General features: G+C 68.7%; 16 protein-coding genes. 5 read left to right on the forward strand and 11 right to left on the reverse strand.

What is annotated here, in order from left to right; genetic code table 11:
• Positions 1-69 precede the first annotated feature (69 nt).
• The 8 genes from ACK4K7_RS15850 to ACK4K7_RS15885 form a co-directional block, all read right to left on the reverse strand.
• Positions 70-360: a zf-TFIIB domain-containing protein gene (locus tag ACK4K7_RS15850; protein ID WP_431867482.1), complete on the reverse strand. Its 291-nt coding sequence runs from the start codon at positions 358-360 to the stop codon at positions 70-72.
• A gap of 458 nt (positions 361-818) precedes the next feature.
• Entirely contained in the window at positions 819-2,003 is a 1,185-nt protein-coding gene (locus tag ACK4K7_RS15855; protein ID WP_431867462.1) for a TolC family protein, read from the reverse strand.
• A 441-nt stretch (positions 2,004-2,444) separates the two neighbouring features.
• Positions 2,445-4,439: a ParB N-terminal domain-containing protein gene (locus ACK4K7_RS15860; protein ID WP_431867463.1), complete on the reverse strand. Its 1,995-nt coding sequence runs from the start codon at positions 4,437-4,439 to the stop codon at positions 2,445-2,447.
• 100 nt (positions 4,440-4,539) lie between these two features.
• Positions 4,540-8,784, reverse strand: a complete 4,245-nt coding sequence (locus ACK4K7_RS15865; RefSeq protein ID WP_431867464.1) for a strawberry notch-like NTP hydrolase domain-containing protein — start codon at positions 8,782-8,784, stop codon at positions 4,540-4,542.
• A 45-nt stretch (positions 8,785-8,829) separates the two neighbouring features.
• Positions 8,830-9,483 carry a DUF7146 domain-containing protein gene (locus tag ACK4K7_RS15870; RefSeq protein ID WP_431867465.1) on the reverse strand — a complete coding sequence of 218 codons (654 nt, stop codon included), beginning with the start codon at positions 9,481-9,483 and terminating at the stop codon, positions 8,830-8,832.
• A gap of 301 nt (positions 9,484-9,784) precedes the next feature.
• The gene (locus ACK4K7_RS15875; protein ID WP_431867466.1) at positions 9,785-10,447 is read right to left on the reverse strand and encodes a lytic transglycosylase domain-containing protein; all 663 of its coding nucleotides are present in this window, start codon (positions 10,445-10,447) and stop codon (positions 9,785-9,787) included.
• Complete coding sequence (locus tag ACK4K7_RS15880; RefSeq protein WP_431867467.1) at positions 10,444-11,025, reverse strand: S26 family signal peptidase; 582 nt, start codon at positions 11,023-11,025, stop codon at positions 10,444-10,446. The genes ACK4K7_RS15875 and ACK4K7_RS15880 overlap by 4 nt, the downstream gene beginning before the upstream one ends.
• On the reverse strand, positions 11,018-11,242 hold the full coding sequence (locus ACK4K7_RS15885; RefSeq protein WP_431867468.1) for a helix-turn-helix domain-containing protein: 225 nt from the start codon (positions 11,240-11,242) through the stop codon (positions 11,018-11,020). Before ACK4K7_RS15885 ends, ACK4K7_RS15880 begins: the two co-directional genes overlap by 8 nt.
• Before the next feature lie 745 nt (positions 11,243-11,987).
• Here ACK4K7_RS15885 and ACK4K7_RS15890 point away from each other — a divergent pair.
• On the forward strand, positions 11,988-12,479 hold the full coding sequence (locus tag ACK4K7_RS15890; RefSeq protein WP_431867469.1) for a thermonuclease family protein: 492 nt from the start codon (positions 11,988-11,990) through the stop codon (positions 12,477-12,479).
• A gap of 276 nt (positions 12,480-12,755) precedes the next feature.
• Here the strand turns inward: ACK4K7_RS15890 and ACK4K7_RS15895 are convergent, their stop codons facing one another.
• Complete coding sequence (locus tag ACK4K7_RS15895; protein ID WP_431867470.1) at positions 12,756-14,636, reverse strand: sensor domain-containing diguanylate cyclase; 1,881 nt, start codon at positions 14,634-14,636, stop codon at positions 12,756-12,758.
• A gap of 443 nt (positions 14,637-15,079) precedes the next feature.
• On the opposite strand from ACK4K7_RS15895, the gene ACK4K7_RS15900 reads away from it, so the two are divergent.
• Positions 15,080-15,505, forward strand: a complete 426-nt coding sequence (locus ACK4K7_RS15900) for a winged helix DNA-binding protein (RefSeq protein WP_431867471.1) — start codon at positions 15,080-15,082, stop codon at positions 15,503-15,505.
• Between the two features lie 187 nt (positions 15,506-15,692).
• Here ACK4K7_RS15900 and ACK4K7_RS15905 read toward each other — a convergent pair whose 3' ends face one another.
• Positions 15,693-16,502, reverse strand: a complete 810-nt coding sequence (locus ACK4K7_RS15905) for a DNA -binding domain-containing protein (protein ID WP_431867473.1) — start codon at positions 16,500-16,502, stop codon at positions 15,693-15,695.
• Positions 16,503-16,842: 340 nt separating this feature from the next.
• A complete protein-coding gene (locus tag ACK4K7_RS15910) occupies positions 16,843-17,523 on the reverse strand; it encodes a LuxR family transcriptional regulator (protein WP_431867475.1) in 681 nt (226 codons plus the stop codon).
• Positions 17,524-17,874: 351 nt separating this feature from the next.
• On the opposite strand from ACK4K7_RS15910, the gene ACK4K7_RS15915 reads away from it, so the two are divergent.
• From ACK4K7_RS15915 to ACK4K7_RS15925, 3 genes are all read left to right on the forward strand, one after another.
• Positions 17,875-18,585, forward strand: coding sequence for a helix-turn-helix transcriptional regulator (locus tag ACK4K7_RS15915; protein WP_431867477.1), 711 nt, complete (start codon positions 17,875-17,877; stop codon positions 18,583-18,585).
• A 73-nt stretch (positions 18,586-18,658) separates the two neighbouring features.
• Positions 18,659-19,279 (forward strand): acyl-homoserine-lactone synthase, encoded by a 621-nt coding sequence (locus tag ACK4K7_RS15920; protein WP_431867478.1) that lies wholly within the window; start codon positions 18,659-18,661, stop codon positions 19,277-19,279.
• A gap of 17 nt (positions 19,280-19,296) precedes the next feature.
• The coding region (locus tag ACK4K7_RS15925) for a phytanoyl-CoA dioxygenase family protein (protein ID WP_431867480.1) at positions 19,297-19,910 on the forward strand (614 nt) is incomplete at its 3' end.

Below are 19,910 nucleotides of genomic sequence, written 5' to 3' on the forward strand. Positions count from 1 at the left end.
CTAGATCGCTTCGATCTCGCGAACCGGCTTGCACCGCGTTCGCAAGAGGGTTGGGATCCGAGGGAAATCTCAGTCGAAGAGTTCTTCGAGAAACGACTTTTTGCGCTTGCGGTAGCCGTGTCCCTGCCGGTCGCCGGCATACTCCCGGCGGGCATTGCCAGTCCAAGGGACATCCTGCGCGGACGGCGGAGGCGAGGCGGCACGCTCGGAGCTCCGCTCGATGATCTTGTCAAGTTCGCCGCGGTCGAGCCATACGCCGCGGCAGGCCGGACAATAGTCGATCTCGATACCGGAGCGTTCGGTCATGAGGAGCGCGGCGCCGTCGACGGGACAGGCCGTAGCCTTCACTGGATTGGACATGACGGTTTTCTCCTCCAACCGTCGGCGACAGCCGGCGGCGCTTGCGTTGCAGTGGCGATCGAAGGAGGCCGTGTCCGCATATATGCAGGTGACGGTGCGGTTGATGCACGGGCGCAGCCCTCGACCGATGTTCGATCGAGCGCGCTGATACCGCCACGGAAGTAATCAGGGGCCGAGATGAGCCCCGAACCGGCACCGAGCGCGCTCGATGCGGTCCGACATCACGACTTTCTCAAGTCGCCAGAGGGGCCCGGTCCCGCTCCGATCACATACTGCTCCTCCCGCGGCATTTCAATAGACAGGAGGCAGGGAGTCGCTCGGCGGCGTCGCCGGGCGAGCAACGACGCACCGTCGTGATGGCCTCGGCGAGGAGGGGAACGCAAGATGCTCGCGCCGCGCGCGAGAAGACGCCTTCAGCCGCTCACGCAAGTGGCCCTGCTCTTTTCCGCGGAACGCGCTCACTCCACCTTTGCGCCATAGCCCCCCAGCGCGCGTACGATCGCTATCAGCGCTAGAGCCTGTTCCGCTTCGGCCACGAGGCGCGCGTCCCTGGCATCCTGCAAGCGCCTGTCGACGTCAAGGACGTCGGTCAGAGACGAAGTTCCCTGATGCCGCGCCTGCTCCACGGCGGCGAGCACCGCGCCCAGCCGTCCCTCGGCATCTTGAAGAGCACGAACTCGTTCATGTGCGCTGACCTGAGCGGCCGATGCGGTCTGAACATCTGCCGCGGCATCGAGGAGAGTACGCTCGTAAGTCGCGATCGCGCCTCGCATGTCGGCCTTGGCCGCATCCACCGCGGCTCTCGAGCGTCCTCCATCGAAGATGTTGTAGCTCAAACCTGCCGAGCCACCCGCTGTCAGGGCGCCAGCGCCGACGAGAGGATTGATCGCGCCTGCGAGAAAGCCGAACAAGGCAGCCAGATCGAGCCGGGGGAGACGATCTGCGATCGCAGCGGCTACGCGAGCATCGCGGCCCGCGAGCTCGGCCTCCGCCATCAGGACATCGGGGCGGCGTCGCAGAAGCTCGGCCGGGAGCGACGCCAAGTCGATCGGAGCCGAGCCCGGTATGTCGGCGATCGCCGCGAGAGATTGGCGGGCGGTCCCAACCTCGCGGCCGGCGAGTACATCGATGCGCGCAAACTGTTCCTCGATCTCAGCCGTCAGTGCCGGAACCGCCGCCCTCGCAGAGCTCGCCTCTGCGGCGAGACTGTCGCGTTCGACCGGTGGTGACACGCCGCGGGCGACACGTAGCGCGGAAAGGTGCGCCAGGGCCGCAAGAGCCTCGACCCGCCGGGCCGCAACTGCGCGGCGCTGCTGAAGCAGCCGCAGCATCATGTAACGTTGCGCCAGCTCGGTCGTGACCGCCAACCTTGCCGCCTCCACCGCATGCCTCCTCGCGTCGGCATCGGCACGCGCGGCGCGGACCCGGGCACCAAGGCGCCCGAACAAGTCGACTTCCCAAGAGGCGGCAAGACCCACCGAGTATCGGTCCTGAACGCGATCGAAGTCCGGCGCGGCCCGGAGCCCGGCCACCTGGGGATCGTTGATCGACAGCCGTGACAATTCGGAGGTGCTCGACGCTTCAACGGCAGGCAAGCGCGCTCCCGCCGCTGACCGGACGCCGCTGCCAGTCGAGGACTGCATGGATCAACTACGCCGTTTGGAAGCCCGAGTAGGCGAGCTTGAAAAGGCGGTCGATCTGGATCGCTACGCGCGACGGGCGCCGTAACGAGGCGTGCGAGTTGGTCCGGCGGCGCTGACGGCGCCTGCGCGGCGGCACGGGTCGGAGGCGGCGGGGATACCGGGCGGCGATCACTTGCGACTCTTCCGCACCTTCATCGCCAATCTCCTGTGAAGCGACGCCGCTCCGTCCGGACGGGTTTCGGCGGCTGTTCAGTGAGGCACCTCGGCTCGGCACTCGGGTCGGTTCGATCGCGGCGGATAGTGGGGACTGCCTGCATATCCCGTTGGGCAGCCCCTGCGGCCACTTTTCACTAGTTCCGGTCGCCGCCCCCGGCCAGTGCCGCGAGCGAAGCCCAAGGGAGCGGTCCGCCGGGAACCACTCCCTCCAGGCCAGTCAGAAGGTCAGGCAGCCGCTTCGACGGGAACACTCCCGCCCGCCGCAGCGCCCACATCCGGCTCGCGCGCCCTCCCCTCCTCTTGAGCATGCGCGTCATCGCGCCCGAACCTCATCGGTCCCGGAACCCAGGCAAGCGCCGCCTCCTTGATCTCGGGCTCGTCGATGAAATCGCCTGCGAAGATCCGCTCGCAAGCCTGGGCAAGTTCCGCTTTCCGGGCCCTCGCCCATCGAGCGGCAAATGCCTCGCCGCCGATCTCGTGGAGCGCCGCCAGGGTCACCGTCTTCGGTACCCGGTCGAAGAAGCTGGAACCGGTCGGCCGCCACCACCGGGCGACGTCGATGCCGAGCAGACGCCCAAGATGGTCGTGGAAGGCGCAGGCCCGCGTACCGGGGTGATTGAGGCTCGCCTCCAAAGTCCGTGCGACCGCATGGCCGAGCCAGGCAGCGCGAGCGTCTTCGGACAACGCCCGAAAAGCGTCGAACCGGCCGGACCGGTCGTCCGGCTCCAGCCAGCTCCTGTCGAGCGCCTGCGACATATTCGCGAAGGCCAGCGCGGCAGAGGTGTCCGCGCTCTCGAGCCCGGTGACCGGCTCCTGCGGAGGCGCCGCCGTCAGGGACGAGCCGCTCTTCTCGAAGCGGTGCCGGCCTTCGCGGTCCGCCATCAGGAAGATTGCGAGGTCGAGCGCGAAGCCGGGATCCGCGGCGACATGCACGGCGAGGATGTCGCGGCGCTGCATCGACAACTCGTCGACGAGGCGCTGGGACAGGCCTGATTCCTTGCGCGCCTCGCGGTCCATGTCCGACCGTTCCGGGTCGTCATCATCGTCTCCAGCCCGCACGTCGTCGTCCGCATCGATATAGAAAGCGCTGTCGAGCCGCGCCTGCCCGTCGGCACCAATCAGGAGGAACGTCCCGGCACGGCCCTTGAGGTCGTCGGCGATGAGCGGCGTCCTCTCGAGGATGCCTCGCATCTCCGCTTCGAGCTCGCGCACCCGCGCTTCCGCAGCTTCGCGCGCGCCCTCCTCGGCACTCTCGTCGTCGATCAGCGCGGCAAGGCTCTCGAGCTCCACCTCGATCGCCCCGATGCGCGCGGTCTCTTCCGCCGTCGGAACCGGCGCCGCCAATGTGACGCGGCGCAGCCCCTCGAGCTCGGAATGGGTGACCCAGGCGCCGAGCGCCGGCCGGACCCAGGCGAGGCCGAGCTCGGTCGCCTGACGGGAGGCGAGCTGCTCCAGCTTTTCGGCAGCGAGCCGCTCCAGCAGCGGCAGGTCAAGCCAGTGGGCCGCGGCCTCCTCGGCGAAGAGATCGCGTTCGATCCGGCCGCCCGCAGCGACATAGGCGTCCTCGCCGACGAACTGGGCCCGGCGATCGCCTGCCGCCGCCGCGACCTGCGTCATCATCCGGCGCACGCTGTCCGGACTTGGGTCGTACCAGCTGCGCCGAACTTCGTCGAACACCCAAGCCTGCCGCTCCAGGTCGGGGGTCGCGGAGAAGGCCTTGGCGAGGTCGAGGCTGATCTCTCCGGCTCCAAGCGCCTCGAACACGACCGGTGCAAGCCCGGCGAGCCGCAACCTGCCCTCGACGAAACGGACGGTCAGTCCGAAGCGCCGTGCGATCGTCTCGACCTCCATGCCCTGGTCGACCAGCTGCCGGAAGGCGAGGCACTCGTCGGCCGGGTTCATCGACAGGCGCTGGAAATTCTCGGCCAGGCTTGCCTCCTGCGCCTCGGCGATCGTGCCGAGGACGAAACAGGAGACCTCGTGGTCGCTGGCAAGCTTCCCCGCCTCCGCCAGCCGGCGAAGCGCGGACAGGCGCCGCCCGCCGGCTTCGACGGCGTAGGTTCCGCGCGGCTTGCCGACGGGCGTGACGACGAGGTTCTGGAGCAGCCCGCGCGCTTCTATGTCGGCTTGGAGCTGGAGGTCGGCCTGCGGGTCCGGCGATCGCCGCCGTACGTTGCGTTGGCTGGGCACCAGTTTGGCGAGTGGAATGGTCTTCATCATGGCGTGTCTCCCGATGAGCCGGCACGAACATGCTCGTGCCCGCCGCTCGCCCGCGTCCCGCTTCCTCTCCTCCGTTCCCACGCCTGCATGCTCCCGGCGCTCAGGCGGCCGCCCCGAGAAGTCGCGCCACCACCGACTCCGCGTCATCGACCGGTACGAACAGCCGGGTCCGGTAGCGGATGATCTCGGTGAAGCAGCCTTGCGCCTTGTACCAGGCGAGCCGCGCGGGCTCGTAGCCTTCGAGCTCGAGCCGCCGGACACCGCCGACGAGGGCGCGTCTCAGCACGATGCCGGGGAGCCCCTGGAGGGGCATCGGACGCCCGGACCGGAGCACCGCCGACACGAGCTCGCCGGGCTCGAGTTGCATCGGCAGGTCAAGCCCCAGCCGCCGGGAAAGTTCGGGAAGGAAGTCCGGGCAGATCCGGCGACCGAGCAGCGAAGCGCCGTCGGCGGCAAGAATGCGGACCACCTCGACATGATCCTCCGGCAGCTTGTCCCAGACCGGAAGCAGAAGACCCGTCGCGAGGTGGAGGGTCTCATGGCGCAGCTTCGCTTCCGCCTCGTCGACCTCGTTCCGCCAGGCGCTTGAAAACGCCTCCTTGCCTGCCGCCTCCCAGCTCGTCTCGCCGAGGCGATCACAGTCGACATGGTCCCGCCGCAACGGGCGGATCAGCTCGAACCGGCGGATCGGCAAGCCCTCGTCCGACATGAGACTGCGCGCATCGAGGCGCAGCGCCGCCCGTCCGGACCGTGCATTGACCATCATCATCGCGTCGCGCCGAGCGGACAGGTCCAGGATGCGCGCGATCCGCAATGGCTTCAGCCGGCGCCGAACGTCGAGCCTCAGGAGGTGGGTCGTCGCCCCCGAACAGGGGTCCGTCCGGACCACGCGATCTTCCAGTATCTCGAATGTCTCGACCGGCACCGTCTCGACACCCAGGTCGAGCGTTCCGGCCTCGCGGGCCGCGGCGACCCGTGCTTCGACGAGCGCGAGGAACTCGTCGAAGATGGCATTCTGCAGCGATATGCGAAGCGCGAGGATGCGGTTCAGCCAGCGCTGGATGGGCGGCAGGTCCTCGCGCAGCGCGCCGCCTTCCGCCTCCAGGGTGAGGCCGGTCAGCGACTGGAAACGCTCCAGGCCGATGGCGAGCTTGCCCCGATACAGCAGCCGGTACCAGGCGGTGAGCGCGTCCTTCGCATAGACGCTCTCGAGATTGTCGGCCGGGTCGAACAGGTTCTGCCCGCCCGTCTGGCGCTGGCCGCGCGTGAGCGCGCCGAGCGCGTCCAGCCGCCGCGCGATGGTGGAGATGAAGCGCCGCTCGCCGCGCACGTTCGTGGTCACCGGCCTGAACAGGGGCGCGGAGGCCTGCCGGGTGCGGTGGGTGCGCCCGAGGCCCTGGATGGCGGCGTCCGCCCTCCAGCCGGGTTCCAGCAGATAATGGTTTCGCCGCGCCCGGTTCGCCGCGGCCAGGCAGGCATGATAGCTGCGCCCGGTTCCGCCCGCATCCGAGAAGACGAGGATCTTCTTGTCGCCCCGCATGAAGGCGTCCGCCTCGAGGAGATTGGCGCGCGGAGGCCGCCGTTCCAGCCTGCGCCGACCGTCGGGCCCCGAGACGAGCCGACGCGAGCGTCCGGTCACTTCAGCAAGGCCGCGCGTCCCGAACCGTTCGATCAGCATGTCGAGCGCCGTCCCGATTGGCGGCAGCGCGCAAAGCCGCTCGACGAGGCTGTCGCGCGCCTCGAGCGCCGCGCGGCAGTGAACCGGACGCCCCTGCTCGTCGGCCATCGGCTCCGACCGGGCATTTCCCTGCGCGTCGGTGAACACGCGCATCTGGCGCGTGGGAAACGCGGCCATCAGATAGTCGACGACATATTCCCGAGGGGAAAGGTCGATCTCGAGCGCTTCCCGTTCCTGGGGATCGAGTTCCGCCAGCCGGCGCTCCAGCATGGCCTCGCCGGTCGAGACGAGCTGCACCACTACCGCCTCGCCTCGTTCAAGGTCCGCCTCGATCGCGGGGATGAGGCTGGGCAGCTTCATGGACAGGAGCAACTGGGCGAAGAACCTCTGCTTGACGCTCTCGAAACGCGACAGCGCCGCGGCCTTCGCGCCGGCGTTAAGCGTGTCCCCGGTCGCGGAGTCGGCGACCCGCGTCGCGTCGAGCGCCTGTTTCAGGTTCGCATGGATGATCGCCCAGGCGTCCGCGTAGGCGTCGTAGATCCCGACCTGCGCGGGAGTCAGCGCATGTTCCAGTACATCATATTCCACGCCGGCGAACGAGAGCGCCCGCGCCGTGTAGAGCCCAAGCGCCTTGAGGTCGCGTGCGACCAGCTCCATGGCGGCGATCCCGCCGTGGCGGATGGCACCGACGAACTGCTCCCGATCGGCGAATGCCGTTCCCGGTCCCCACAGGCCGAGCCGCTGCGCGTAAGCGAGATTGTTGACGTCGGAAGCGCCGGTGGCGGAGGCGTAGAGAACCCGCGCGCGCGGCAACAGGTTCTGGAGCCGCAGGCCCGCGATCCCCTGCTCGGATCCCTTTACCCTGCCGCGACTCCCCTCGCCGCCCGCGGCGTTGGCCATCGCATGGGCCTCGTCGAAGGCGATGATCCCCTCGAAATCCTCGGCGGCCCAATCGAGGACCTGCCTCAGCCGCGTCGCCTCGCCGCGTCCGGAGCGCAACGTGGGATAAGTCACGAACAGGATGCCGGCCTCCAGCGCAACCGCCGCGCCGAGCTTCCACCGCGAGAGCGGCTGAACGTCGATCGGAAGCCCGCCAAGGGCTGTCCAGTCGCGGCGGGCATCCTCGAGCAGCGCTTCGTTGCGACTGATCCAGATGTGGCGGCGGCAGCCGCGCAGCCAGAGATCGAGGATCATTCCCGCGATCTGCCGGCCCTTGCCCGCGCCGGTGCCGTCGCCGAGGAAATAGCCGCAGCGGTAAGCCGCGCCTTCCGTGGCGGGTTCGGTCCGGCATCCCTCGTCGAGCGGCCGGTGGCGGCCGGGCAGGTCGCGCGCGAAAGCGGATCCGGCATAGACGAGCGTCTCGAGCTGGGCATCCGAAAGGGTTCCGCCCTCGACAAGGCGCATCGGAAGCAACGGCGTGTGGGACGGCCGCGGTGCCGCGATCGATCCCATCGCAAGGGACTCTACGAGCGGCGTCGGATGGGCCTGCGCGCCGGCGATCGCGATGCGGCTCGGCCGATAGGGCAGATAGAGCCCGGTCTGGGCGGCGAGCGGCGCGGGCGCATCCAGGATCGTGACCGGGAGCTCGGCCACCGCGCCCCCGCCAGCGTCATGCCCGCCGATCGGGAGGACGGTCGCAAGCGGCCGCGACCGGAGCCGGTGGAACAGCGTTGGTCCTGCCGCGGGCGGCCCGGACAACTCCGGGACCACCCGATCGCGCTGCGGCAGCAGGGCGACGAGGCCCAGGAGCTCGTCCAGTGACTCGACATCGGCGCAGACGGGTGAAGCCGGACCATCCGACTTGTCGAGCACCACCAGCCGGACGGCCACGCCGGTACCGTGGCGCGAGAAGGCGCCGCAGTCGATCCGGGCATCGAGCCGCAAGGACGCCGATTCCTCCGCCCTGCGGCGCAGGCTGCGTCCCGATCCGGTGCGCGAGAAGCTTTCCGGCATGATCGCGACGAGGCGTCCGCCGGGCGCGAGGCGCGCAAGCGCGGCGAGCAGGTGGCGCCCGGCCGCGAACCGATCGGAGCCCCGGCCGCCGCTCCTGGCGAACGGCGGGTTCATGAGAACGAGCGCGGGTCGCTCCCGCTCGGGTAGAAGATCGTCGAGGAGTTCGGCGTCGTGCCCGGAGACGCAGGCGCCGGGAAACACTCCGGCGAGGCCGGCTCGCCGCTCAGGGTCGATCTCGTTGAGGACGAGCCGGGCTCCCGCGCGCGCGGCCGGCGCGGCGAGGAGGCCATTGCCGGCCGACGGCTCCAGCACTGTCTCACCCCGACGCGGGACGGCCGCGAGGCCGGCGAGCCAGGCCAGCGGCAGGGGCGTCGAGAATTGCTGAAGCGCGACCTGCTGCTCGGTCCTGTGGCTTTGCACAGGAAGGCCGGCGGCAAGCGCGTGCAGCCTGTCCAGCAATTCTGCGGCTCCCGCGGCGCCCAACGGCCAGGCGGGATCCGACAGGAGCATGGCCTGGGCAAGCTCGAGCGCGTCATAGGCCTGCCGCATGCACCAGCCGCCGGAGGCATCGCTCGACCCCGTCGCCTCCTCCATCAGCCGCCGGAGCCGCAGGCGGTCGATCTGCCCGCCGGCAAGAAGACAGAGCCTTATTTTCCGTGCGACAGCCAGGTGCACGGGAGGGCGCGAGGGGTTCGTGAGAGGAAGGCTGGCCATGGCGTGTCTCCGGCCCGGCCCTGCTCAATCGCGGTCCCGGGGCGCCTATGCGCCGCTTCCTCCCCTCTTTCCGGAGATCATGTCGTTCCAGTCGGCGCCCGACTCGGACGGATGGCGCGCCTCGATCCGAAGTCCGGCAAAGCGCGCGCGGGCCAGCGCCTCGGCACGGCGGCCGCCGGCGTCGTTGTCGAGGAACAGGACCAGACTTTCGACGCCGGGGGGCAGCGCCACCAGGGCAAACCGCTCGCTGCCGAGCGTCGCCCAGCAAGGCAGGCCGAACAGCCGTGTCGCTGACAACGCGGTTTCGACGCCTTCGGCGAGCCCGAGCCGGCGCGCCGTGCCGCCGAGGCGCACGGCACCGGCACCGAGACGGCCGAGCGCCGCACGCCGGAGAACGGTGCCGGATCCCGCATTCGGCCCGAGGAAGGTGCGGTGGACGGCCACCAGCCCCGCGGAGTCGCGCACGGCCGCGATGAGCGCCGGCCGGAAACGGGTCAGCGGCCTCGGGCCGTCGGGCGTCCGGGGATGAAAACGGAGCTCCGGGTCCCCGGCGGGTAGTCCCCGCGCGCGCAGATATGCAGCGGCGGGCGTCCGCTCGAGCGGGCTTGCCGCGCCCCAGAGCCGCAACGCCGCCTGCGGCGTCATGCGCGCCGCGTGGCCTGTACCCTGCGCATCGCCGGGCAGGCCCGCCGCGCGCAAGGCCCGGAGAATTGCTTGTGTCCGGCACCCCGCGAAACAATGGAGCAGCAGCCGGGAGCGCCCGATCCGGACGCTGAGCGATGGGCGGGCGTCGTCATGGGCAGGACAGCGGCACATGCCCCCTGCCCCGGACCATCTTCCGCCGAGCCGCTCCACGAGCCTCCTGCCTGCGTCTTCGAGCTCGGATGCTCCTCCGCATCGTGCCATCTTGTCCTCCATCGTGCGGAACCGTGCCCCAAGGCCGCAGCCGTCTCCTCTTCCCAGGATCATGCGGACGGCCGCCGCGGCGGTCATGCCGCCGTCAACGGGGAAGAGATCCCGGGCTCGGGGAAGCGATCCGGGCAGAGGCCTGACGGCCGGCCGGTGCGAACAGCGAAGCGGCCGCGACATCTGGCGGCGACAGCCGTTCATCATTTGCAACGTTTCTAAGGATCGCGAACAAGCTGGGTCTCGCCTTCCCGACGGCATCCACGTCGGCAAAGCCGGGCGCGGTTCCGGTTTCCGTGCCGGCGACCGCGCGGACATAGGCGCGTGTCTCGGCGGGGAGCGCGCGGCCGCGCAGATGCTCCGCATAACGGCCTGGGCCGGCATTGTAGGCGGCGAACAGGCCGGGATAGCCGAACCGCTCGTACATCTGGCGCAGGTAGAAGGTGCCGGCGAGGATATTCTCGCGCGGCGCGTGCGGGTCGTCACCGAGACCGAGCCGAGACCGTATCTCCGCCCAGGTCCCCGGCATAAGCTGCATCAGTCCCATCGCGCCCGCCCGGCTCGTAATCGGCCGGCCGTCAAGCATGGTCCGCCCGCCGCTCTCCGCCACGATCACCCGCCGGATCCAGTCGGGCGGTATCCCGAACCGGTTCGATGCTTCCCGCACGTGGGGCTCCCAGCGATCGAGCGGACTTGCGGACGCCGGAGCCGCGGCCGCAAGCATCGCGGCGGCAACGAGCATCGCGCCGAGCTTCATGAGGCCCAAATCAGCCTCGCGCGGCCGACGACGCCCGCGCGCCGCACCACTCCGAAATAGCGACCGTCGAACGAGTCCTGCCGGTCTGCGGCCAAGAGGAGAATGTCCCCGGCCGCAAGATCGACGCATCCAGTCCACCAGGGCAACGGACGGCCCGATCCGTCGAGTTCCCGTCGAAGGGCCCTCAGCTCTCCATTCACGTAAACGGCCTCCCCGACCGCGCAGACCCGATCCCCGCTCGTGCCTTCGACCCGCTTCACCAGCGGGAGGTTGGAGGGCAGGTAGCGGCGCTCGGCGGCAAGCCGCCGTGCGGGACCGGGAGCCCAGGCGACCGCACTGTCGCCCGCCTCGATGCCGGCGGCGGCGGTCACCAGGTAGAGCCCGGTGGGGCTGCTGGCGCTCGCGTTCCAGACAAGCAGCGGCCTCGGCCGCCAAACGAGCGTCGCGAGGGCGGCTCCGACCGCGAGCGCCCCCAATGCTACGAGCCATAGCCGCGCCCTTCCGGTCCGGCGCGTATCGCGGTTGCGTCGGAGCTCCTCTCCCCACTTCATGACCGGGCGGCCGCGTTCGTCAGGCATGGCTCCGCTCCCGCGCCGTGTCGCACGACCAGGCGTCGAGATCGTCGACATGGTAGCGCACGTAGCGGCTGTGACGCCGGTATCGTGGCCCGGCGCCTTGCGCACGCATCGACTGGAGCTTGCGGGCACTGAGCCCCAGATAGAAAGCAGCCTGCTCCGTGGAGAGGAACGGGCTGCCCTTCTTGGCGCGCTGCGCGCGCTCGATATCGTCGTCCATCTTCTGTCCTCGCGGCGGCGAGCGGCAGAGACGCCCGCTTCGGATGCTGGACGTGCATCACGCCCGCGCGGCGCGCGAGGCTCGAAAAAAGGTCAGGCTAGAAAACGAGCCGCAGATCTCGTGCGAGAGAGCGCCCGGCGCGGCAGGATTCCCGCCATCCGCAGCAGGGAGATCTCGCGCATGAAGGCGCGCTCCGCCGGATGGGGAGCTCCGCCCGTGGCGTCGTCAGCCCAAACGATGGGATCGCTCCGGACCTGCGGCCCACCTCCCTTCAAGGCATCAGCGACGACATCGCGATATTACGGGCCGGCTTCTCTTCCGTCCATTAACCACTTTCTGGCAGAGCAGGATCGTCAGTCGGTCGAGCGAGCCCGGCGCCCCACCCACTCATGCCGGGCTCGCTTCCCCCTCAAGACAACGCCCACCTCCCGCCGGTGCCGCGGGCCGTCAAGCGGGCTCCGGCGGCCAGATCGTCGCGATCCTTCGCCCTGAGCACCAGAGCTCCAGCGGATCGTCCCGGGAAAGCTCGAGCGCGCGCGCAAACGCGTCCTGATCGTCCGAGGCCGCGACTTCCACTACCGCGATGACCCTGCGACCCCTCAAGCGATAGATATGGTAATCGGTCAATGGACGGCCCGTTTCGAGAATGGCTGAGCTGCGCCTTGATGGCGTTGGCTAACCCGCTCCAAAGCTGCTTACGGGGTTCGCCCGGCACATCACCGTTTCGGGAGGCGAGGAACGACGGATGAACGGAAGGAAGCGACGGCTGAGAAGGCAGCTCTGGCGCTCCGGACTGGTCGCGGGCGGCTTGACCGCGATCCTCGCCGCGGGCTCGATCCGGTCCTGGGTCGCGCCGGCCGCGGAGACCGCCCCTACGTTCACCTGCACGGCCACCAGGGTGCATGACGGGGACGGGCCGATCTGGTGCCGGGAGCATGGCAACGACGCGAGGCCGATCAAGGTCCGTCTCGCCGGGATCGCCGCGCGCGAACTGGACGAGTCCTGCTCCGACGGCCATCCCTGCCCGGCAGCATCCGGTGCGGCCGCCCGGCAATCGCTCGAGCGCCTCGCGCTCGGGCTCGCCCTCCGCTGCGAACAGGTGGGCACCAGCTATGGGCGAATCGTCGCCTTCTGCCGGACTCCGGACGGCGTCGACCTCAGCTGCGCACAGATCAGAGCGGGCGTGGCGCTTCGCTGGGTTCGCCACGACCCTCAGGGCCGCCTCGCGCGCTGCTGACGAGGCGAGGCACCGCACCGAGGATCCGGGCTCGCGAGCGCCGCCGATCGCTCCAGAATGGACATATTTTCACTTTTACCGTGCAAATCCCGTAGATTTCGGGGCGCGTCCGCTGATAGGCCCCGCGCACCGTTTTCACTCCCTGATAACGGCAGGGCCGGAGCCTAGCCCCCCTTCGCTCCGGCCCGCTCTCTACCGCTGCCGGCCAGGTGGCCCGGCAAATCCCTTTCTCCGGGAGCACGCCATCGGCACGCGCACGACCGCTGCGCCGCCGGTTCAGGCAACTGCCGCCGTGTCTCCGTCTTCGCGGCTCTCGACCAACGCCCTGTTTCGCCCCTGGGTCTTGGCGCGATAGAGTTGGGCATCCGCCGATCGGACGAGGGCGGCGGCGCAGGTCGATCCCGGCTGACAGTCCGCGACACCGACGCTCAGCGTCACTTTCCCGAACGGGCTGGCGCGATGCGGGATGCGCAGCGAGGCGATGCGGCGGACGAGCTGGCTGCCGAGGCTTGCCGGATCGCACAGCATCGGATCGAGGATGATCGAGAACTCCTCTCCGCCGTAGCGGTAGACCCTGCCGTCCGGCGCCGACTGCGCGATCGTGCTCGCGATCAGCGCAAGCACCTGGTCTCCCGCCACATGTCCGTAGCTGTCGTTATACGCCTTGAAATGGTCGATGTCGCACAGGAGCAGCGCTGACGGAACGCCGCACTCCCCGAACCGGCGCATCGCGCTGCCGAGATCGCGGTCGAACGCCCTGCGATTGAACGCACCCGTCAGCCCGTCCCTCAGGCTCAGCTGTTCCAGCCGGTGATTTGCCAGCCGAAGCTCTACCGTCCTCGCGGCGACCTCCCGCTCGAGCACCGCGCTTGCGGCGCCGATTTCCGACGCCATCGACCTGAATGCCCGCGACAGCGCGCCGATCTCGTCCTCGCGCTCGACCGGGAGCGGGACCGTCCCTTCCGAGATGGACTGGTGATCGCCCTGCGCGATGCGGCGCGAGGCAAGCTCCATCGCGCGCAGCGGCCGCGCGACCTGCAGCCGGAGAACCGACAGGATCACCATGAGGACCATGGCCAGCAGCAGCAGGCCGAGCAGAAGCACGATTGCCGCTCCCTCATGAGCCTTCGCGGAGACGAGGGATCTTGGATAGATGGTGACAAACCACCAGTCGGGGCCCTCGATGCGTGCGAACGCGACATAGGCATCGAGTTCCTCGACCGGAATCACCGCGCCCGCTCCGTGCGGTACCGCTCCGGTCACGGGGTCGACGAGCGTCCGGTAGACGGCCCTCAGCGCCGGATCTTCGAGCTTCTCGATGTCGAGGACGCCCCGGTCCTTCATGATGTCGGCCATCCGCTCGGGCTGCGCGACGAGCTGCCCCCGGTCCGACATGATCAGGTTGCGGGCGCCGGGAGGGTGGTCGGAGGCAAGGCGCTCGACCAGCTCGTCGAGACGGATGTCGTGGCTTGGGTTGAGCAGATGACGGCCGTCCTGGTCCACCGGCAACTGGTAGGTCACTGCCCAGTGGCCGGCCGTCAGGTCGTAGTAGAGACCGCTCCAGACCGGACGCCGTTCCGGGTTCTCCGACTGCAGCGTCGCTCGGATCACCGCTCCCGCTGTCATGTCGAGCCGTGGGTCCGCGCTGGCTCCCCAGTTGCCGCCCGGCCAGTGGATGATGAGCGCATTCTCGGGCAGGCTGGCGTGGAGATTGTCGAACTGGCCGAGCCATGCGGGACCGAAGCGATCCACCAGTTCGTAGGCCAGCACCATGCGCCGCTGGAGTTCGGGAGTGAGATCTGGCCGCGAGACACCCATGAACCCGGAGGTTCCCTGCCGCAACGTGCCGTTCCGGTCCCGCCGCCCCGTGAAATATTCAGGTCTCAGCCGAAGCGCGCCATGCTCGTCCTCGAAGAACCATTGCCCGAAATCCGGCGCCGGGAGGACGTCGGGATCGTTGTAGAGCTCGAGAAATCGCTCGCGAAAGATCTCGAGGTTGGCCCGGGCGGTCACGAACAGCCGGCTTTCCGCGCTGCTCCTCTGCACGACAAAGTCTGACAGTTCCTGGAGGGCGGCCTGTTCGGCGCGGGCGGAGACGAGGGCGTAGCTGATCCCGGTCACGCAAACCGTGACCAGCGCTGCCCACAGGACGATCATCCGGGCGGCACCGGCGGCGAGCGTTCGCGGCCGCCTCAGCGACCATGGCGCCCTCAAGCGCGCCAGGTACGATCCCGACATCATCTCTTCCCCACGCCCGCTGCAGCGGGACACTCCCACCGCCCGCCGCCCCCGCTCTCTGGCGATGTTGTGAAAGGTGAAGGGTTAGCAATTCGCAAACCATGGCCAATATCGCCCACCGGAAAAATCGACGACGCGCACATCATGGAACTTGGTGAATTTCCTGCGATCGGGCCGCCCACCCGCTTCCTTCCACGGAGCTCAAGCCAGCACCCGGTAGGCGGCAGTCAGACAGTCACCGACGGCGGACGCACGGCCTTCGTCATCGTCCTCTTCCCCGCGCGACCTACCAGATCGTAAGCGCGACCCTTGTCTCCGGAGAAAGGATGCGCGAGGTTGTAGGAGACGCGAGGGGGGCTCGAGTGAACGGCAGAAGGACAAGGCTGATCCGCGAGGCGTTCGGCGAGCTGCGCGACAGGATCTCCGCACTGGAGGGGAGCGTCCTGGAGGCGGAGCGCGAGACGCAACACTCCGAGATTGCACGCCGGCTGCTGGAGGAGCTGCGTGGGCGGGAAGCAGTTCTTCCGGCAGGCCTCGTTTCGGATCCCGCCTGGGAAATGCTGCTCGAACTGTACATCGCGCGGGCCGAGGGCCGCGAGACTTCGGTGGCCGACATCCTGAAGCCCTGCCGCATCGCCAGCGCCAGCGGGTTTCGCTGGATCGAGCGGCTGGAGCGGCTCGATCTGTTGGTCCGGAGACGATCGACAAGCGACAAGCGCGCCGTCTCGGTTGCGCTGACCGATGCGGGTGCGGACAAGATGACTGCGCTTCTTATCCGCTACGCCTAGAGCGCCTCGGCGTCGAAAAGGTGCCTCCCCTGCTTCAACCCGCGCCCTGCCCTTCAAAGTGTCGGCAGGACCTCCCGGGTGCGCGACGGATGCCGCCACCGCCGCGCGCGACACACGGCCGCGCGCCGAACCTCGAACGCCGGAGGAGGTATCATCGGCACCACGGGCAAAGGCCAGGATGGCGCGGTCAGGGACGGAGCAGGCGTCGCCAGCCGCCGGCGCCCATCTGCTGGGCGACGCGGACCAGCCGCTGGACACGCGAGCGCAGGCTCGGCGTCTCCAGCCGCCAACCCGCGAGGGCGGCATCGCCGCTGAGGAGAGCGGCTGCAATCTCGCGCTGCGAGACACCGGCTTCACGCGCATCCGCGGTTCGAAGAAGTGCGATCCAGCGGCGCGCTTTAGTCTCGCGCGGATGGAGCGCCAGCGACATCCTTCCGCTTCGCCAGAATGACACGAGCCTGCGAAGGACAAGCAGCGGAGCTTCGACGCTTGCTAGCCCGGCGAACCTGTAGTGCAGGCGCACCGGCTGGTCCAACGCTGCTCCCGCGACATCGAGCCTGATCGACCGCAGGCCGTCGCTGAGCAGGAGGTGCGTTGCGGTCCGACCCGGCAGCAACATCGCCTGCGGGCGGATACGCTGGAGATCGAACAGGTCCGACCGGGACCAAGCAGGTCCCGCCGCCGTCCCGCTGCCGCTCGCTTGGCTGTCCTCCGACCGCAGCTCCGCGCACGCGTCCAGCACGAGCGAGTGGGCGTCTCGCGTCCAGAACGGCCGCGCGACCGGAACGGCAACCGAGGGATTCTCGAACGCATGGAGGCCCCAGGCGGCGGCCGCCGCCGTTGCCTTGTCCGGAAGCGCACCACTGGCTGCCCCGGCGTAGAGGGGGTCCCGCCGAAGCCATTCCCATGCGAAGGCGGCACGGTCCGCATCCAGAAGAATCTCGTAGCTCGCCGCGTCCCTCCAGTCAGGCCGGGTCGGGGTGCGGGCACAAGCCATGCCGGGTCAGATGCCCCCTACTCCCGCTCACCCGGACGACCGGGCATGAGAGGGTGGTCAGGGGCAGAACGAGGCATCGGCTTTTCTCCGGCGGCGGTCCGGAGAAAGCCTTCACGCGAGCGCTGCCGCCATTCCCCCGAACGGGGGAATGGACGGGTTCAGAGAGGTTGGGCGCCCGCCACCGATGTCCGGCAGGTCCGCGGTCGTCGATGGCCCGGCGAAATCGAACATGCCGGACCTCGGCACGGTCCGCTGCAATTCACCTGGCGAGAGGCATCGGCGCGCCGAACCCGCGCCGCTTGGACGCGAGGCCCCAGCCAGATGGCCGCGACCCTGCGCGTCAGCGTTCCGGCACCGCTTCGCCAAAGCTGATCACCGCGTCCCGCAGCCCGCAGGCGACCAGCTGGGCGCGGCTCACCACGTCATAGGCCGACCGGGCACGCTTCACATATTGATGGACGGTCTCGATGCTGATCCCGAGAATTCTCGCGATCTCCCAGTCGCTCTTGCCTGCCGCCACCAGTCGGACGCACTGGCGTTCGCGCCGGCTGAGATGGGGTCGCGAACGGATGATCCGCGCATAGCCGTGAAGGCGCCGGGCGGCGCGGAAGGCGTGAGCCCCTACCTGCTCCGCGCAGAGCAATCGCCCGACCGGAATCTTCCCTCCGGTCTTGACGGCGAAGGAGCAGGACCCGCCCGGTTCCCCCGGAATGTTGGCCGGAACGGTGAACCCTTCGCCGATCCCGAACCTGCGCGCCTCATCGAGCAGCTCGCGCGCTCGCGGCCCGATCGGCACGAGTTCGGCAAGCTCTCGCCACGAGAAGCCGACATGGGTCCGCTCGCTGGCGCGGTGGACCGGGTCGTGTCCGATGAGGGAGCGGGAACGGAGCTCATCCTCCCAGCCCTCGGGATAGGTGTCGAGGCGAATGAAGCCGGCAGCGGGACGTTCAAGGCTTCGGTGGTGAAGAAGAGCGACATAATCGAACCCCAGCTCCTGCGCCGCGGCCTGGAGCAGCTCCATCAACTCTGATCCCGCCGAGCAAAGCGCGGCCCGGGCAGCGAAATAGTCGACGAGCCTAGAATAAGGCACAGCAGACGCTCCGGACAGTCACGGCACTGTTCAATCTGAATCAAGATGATTGCTGCGCACCCGAAATATTTCGTTTATATGATCAGCGGTCTTTACGGTGATTGGCTTTCTCCTCTCCTATGTTACTGTGGACGCTGCCGAGCAGTGACCCCTTCCCCGGTTGAGACCCGCGTGGAAGGTGGACCATGGACGTGCCGGAGGATCAGGCGGCCTGAAACGCCACCTCCGTCACGATAAGGGAGCATGCGCAGGTTCGAGCGAGCAGAAGCCTTCCTCCGGGACGTGAAGTCCACCAGCTCCGAAACGGAGCTCGGCGAAGCCCTCGCGCAGGTCGCGCGCGAGCTCGGCTTCGCCTATTATGCCCTCACACATCATGTCGACGCGCGCATCGCCGCCGGCGCGACCGTGCGGCTGCACAACTATCCGGACGAATGGGTCCGATATTATGACGAGAACAGCCTCGGCGTCTCGGATCCGGTGCATCGCGCCAGCCATGTGACCAGCGTCGGCTTCCTCTGGTCCGAGATCCCCGGCATGATCGCACTCACCGCCCGCGATCTCGAGATCCTCGAGCGCGGGCGCGAGCAAGGCATCGGGGACGGCTTCACCATTCCGGCCAACGTTCCCGGAGAGGCCCGCGGCTCCTGCTCCTTCGCCAATCCCGCCCGCGCCAGACTGTCGGCGAACGAGCTTCCGGTCGCGCAGCTCGTCGGCGCGTTCGCGTTCGAGGCGGCGCGGCGGCTCTGGCGGTCCCGCCTGCTTTCCGACGTTCCTGCTCCACGCATCACCGACCGGCAGCGCGAATGCGTGCTCTGGATGATGCGCGGCAAGTCCGACTGGGAGATCAGCCGCATCCTCGGCATCCAGCACGACACCGTGGTGCGTCACCTGAAGCAGGCGCGGGAGCGATACGGCGTGGCGAAGCGTACGACGCTCGCCATCCATGCCCTGTTCGACGGGTTGGTCACGTTCGACGACATCGTGCGGCGTTGACCATTCCCATTTCTGGGAATGGCGCCTCCCGTTCCTCCGGCCGATCCTGCCCCTGTCACGGATGGAGGCGGACATGGTCATCTATTGCGATGGAATCGGCGATCCCGCCTGCTGCATGCCGCTCAGAGGCATGTTCGAGGCGCGCAAGCGCGTCTTCGTCGATCTCCTCGGCTGGGACGTGCCGGTTCTCGAAGGCCGGTACGAGGTCGACCAGTTCGACGACGGCAGCGCGGTCTATCTGATCGTCACCGACGAGGACGGCCGCCATGCCGGCTCGGCGCGGCTGCTCTCCACCGTCAGGCCGCATATCCTTGGCAGCCTGTTTCCCGAACTCTGCGCGGCGGCGCCGCCGCGCGGACCCGACTTGCTCGAGATCACGCGCTTCTGCCTCGATCCAAGGAGCAATGCGCGCCAGCGTCTGGACACGCGCAACGTCCTGGTGTCCGCGCTGGTCGCCTATGCCCTGGATCATGGGGTCTCCGCCTATACGGGCGTCGCCGAAATGGGCTGGCTGCAGCAGATCCTCGCCTTCGGATGGAATTGCCGCCCGCTCGGCCTTCCGCGCACGATAGCGGGGCGGATGCTCGGCGCGCTCCGCATCGAAATCGCGAGCGACACGCCCGCGCTGCTTGCCGCCAACGGCATCTACCGCCCCGAACCGCTCCAGCGGATCGGCGATCTCGAAGCGGCCTGACCAAGAAGGAAAAGCTCATGACCCGTGCAGATGATTTCGAGCGCAGCGTCGCGCGCTGGACCGAACGTCTCCTCGTCGACGGCTACTGCCTGATTCCGGACCTGGTACCCGCCGACCAAGTCGCCGCACTCGACGCCGATCTCGCCGACGATTTCGAGGAAACGCCGTTCTGCAGCGGTCGATTCTACGGAGAACGCACGAAAAGGTTTGGGCGCCTGCTCGCCCGGTCGACTCGCGCGGCGGGGCTCGTGCAGCACGAGCTCGTTCTTGGCGTCGTCGAGAGCGTGCTCTCACCCTGGTGCGACGCCATCCAGCTCAACCTCACCCAGGCGATCGCGGTCCATCCAGGCGCGCTCGCGCAGATGCCGCACCGGGACCAGGATATGTGGCGGGGCGAGGTGGGCGAGGTCGAGTATCTCGTCAACGTGATGTGGCCGTTCACGCCCTATACCCGCGAGAATGGCGCCACCAGGGTCTGGCCGGAGAGCCATGGGCGCCGCGCGCTGGAGCCGGTTGCCGAAGCCTCGGAGCAAGTTCCCGAATATGGACCGGGCTCGGCCCTCCTGATGCTGGGCTCCACGCTCCACGCGGCAGGTGCAAACCAGTCGGCCGAGGTGCGGCGGGGAATGAT

It is taken from the genome of Allosphingosinicella sp. (assembly GCF_046295735.1).
In the GTDB taxonomy this organism is placed as follows: domain Bacteria; phylum Pseudomonadota; class Alphaproteobacteria; order Sphingomonadales; family Sphingomonadaceae; genus Allosphingosinicella.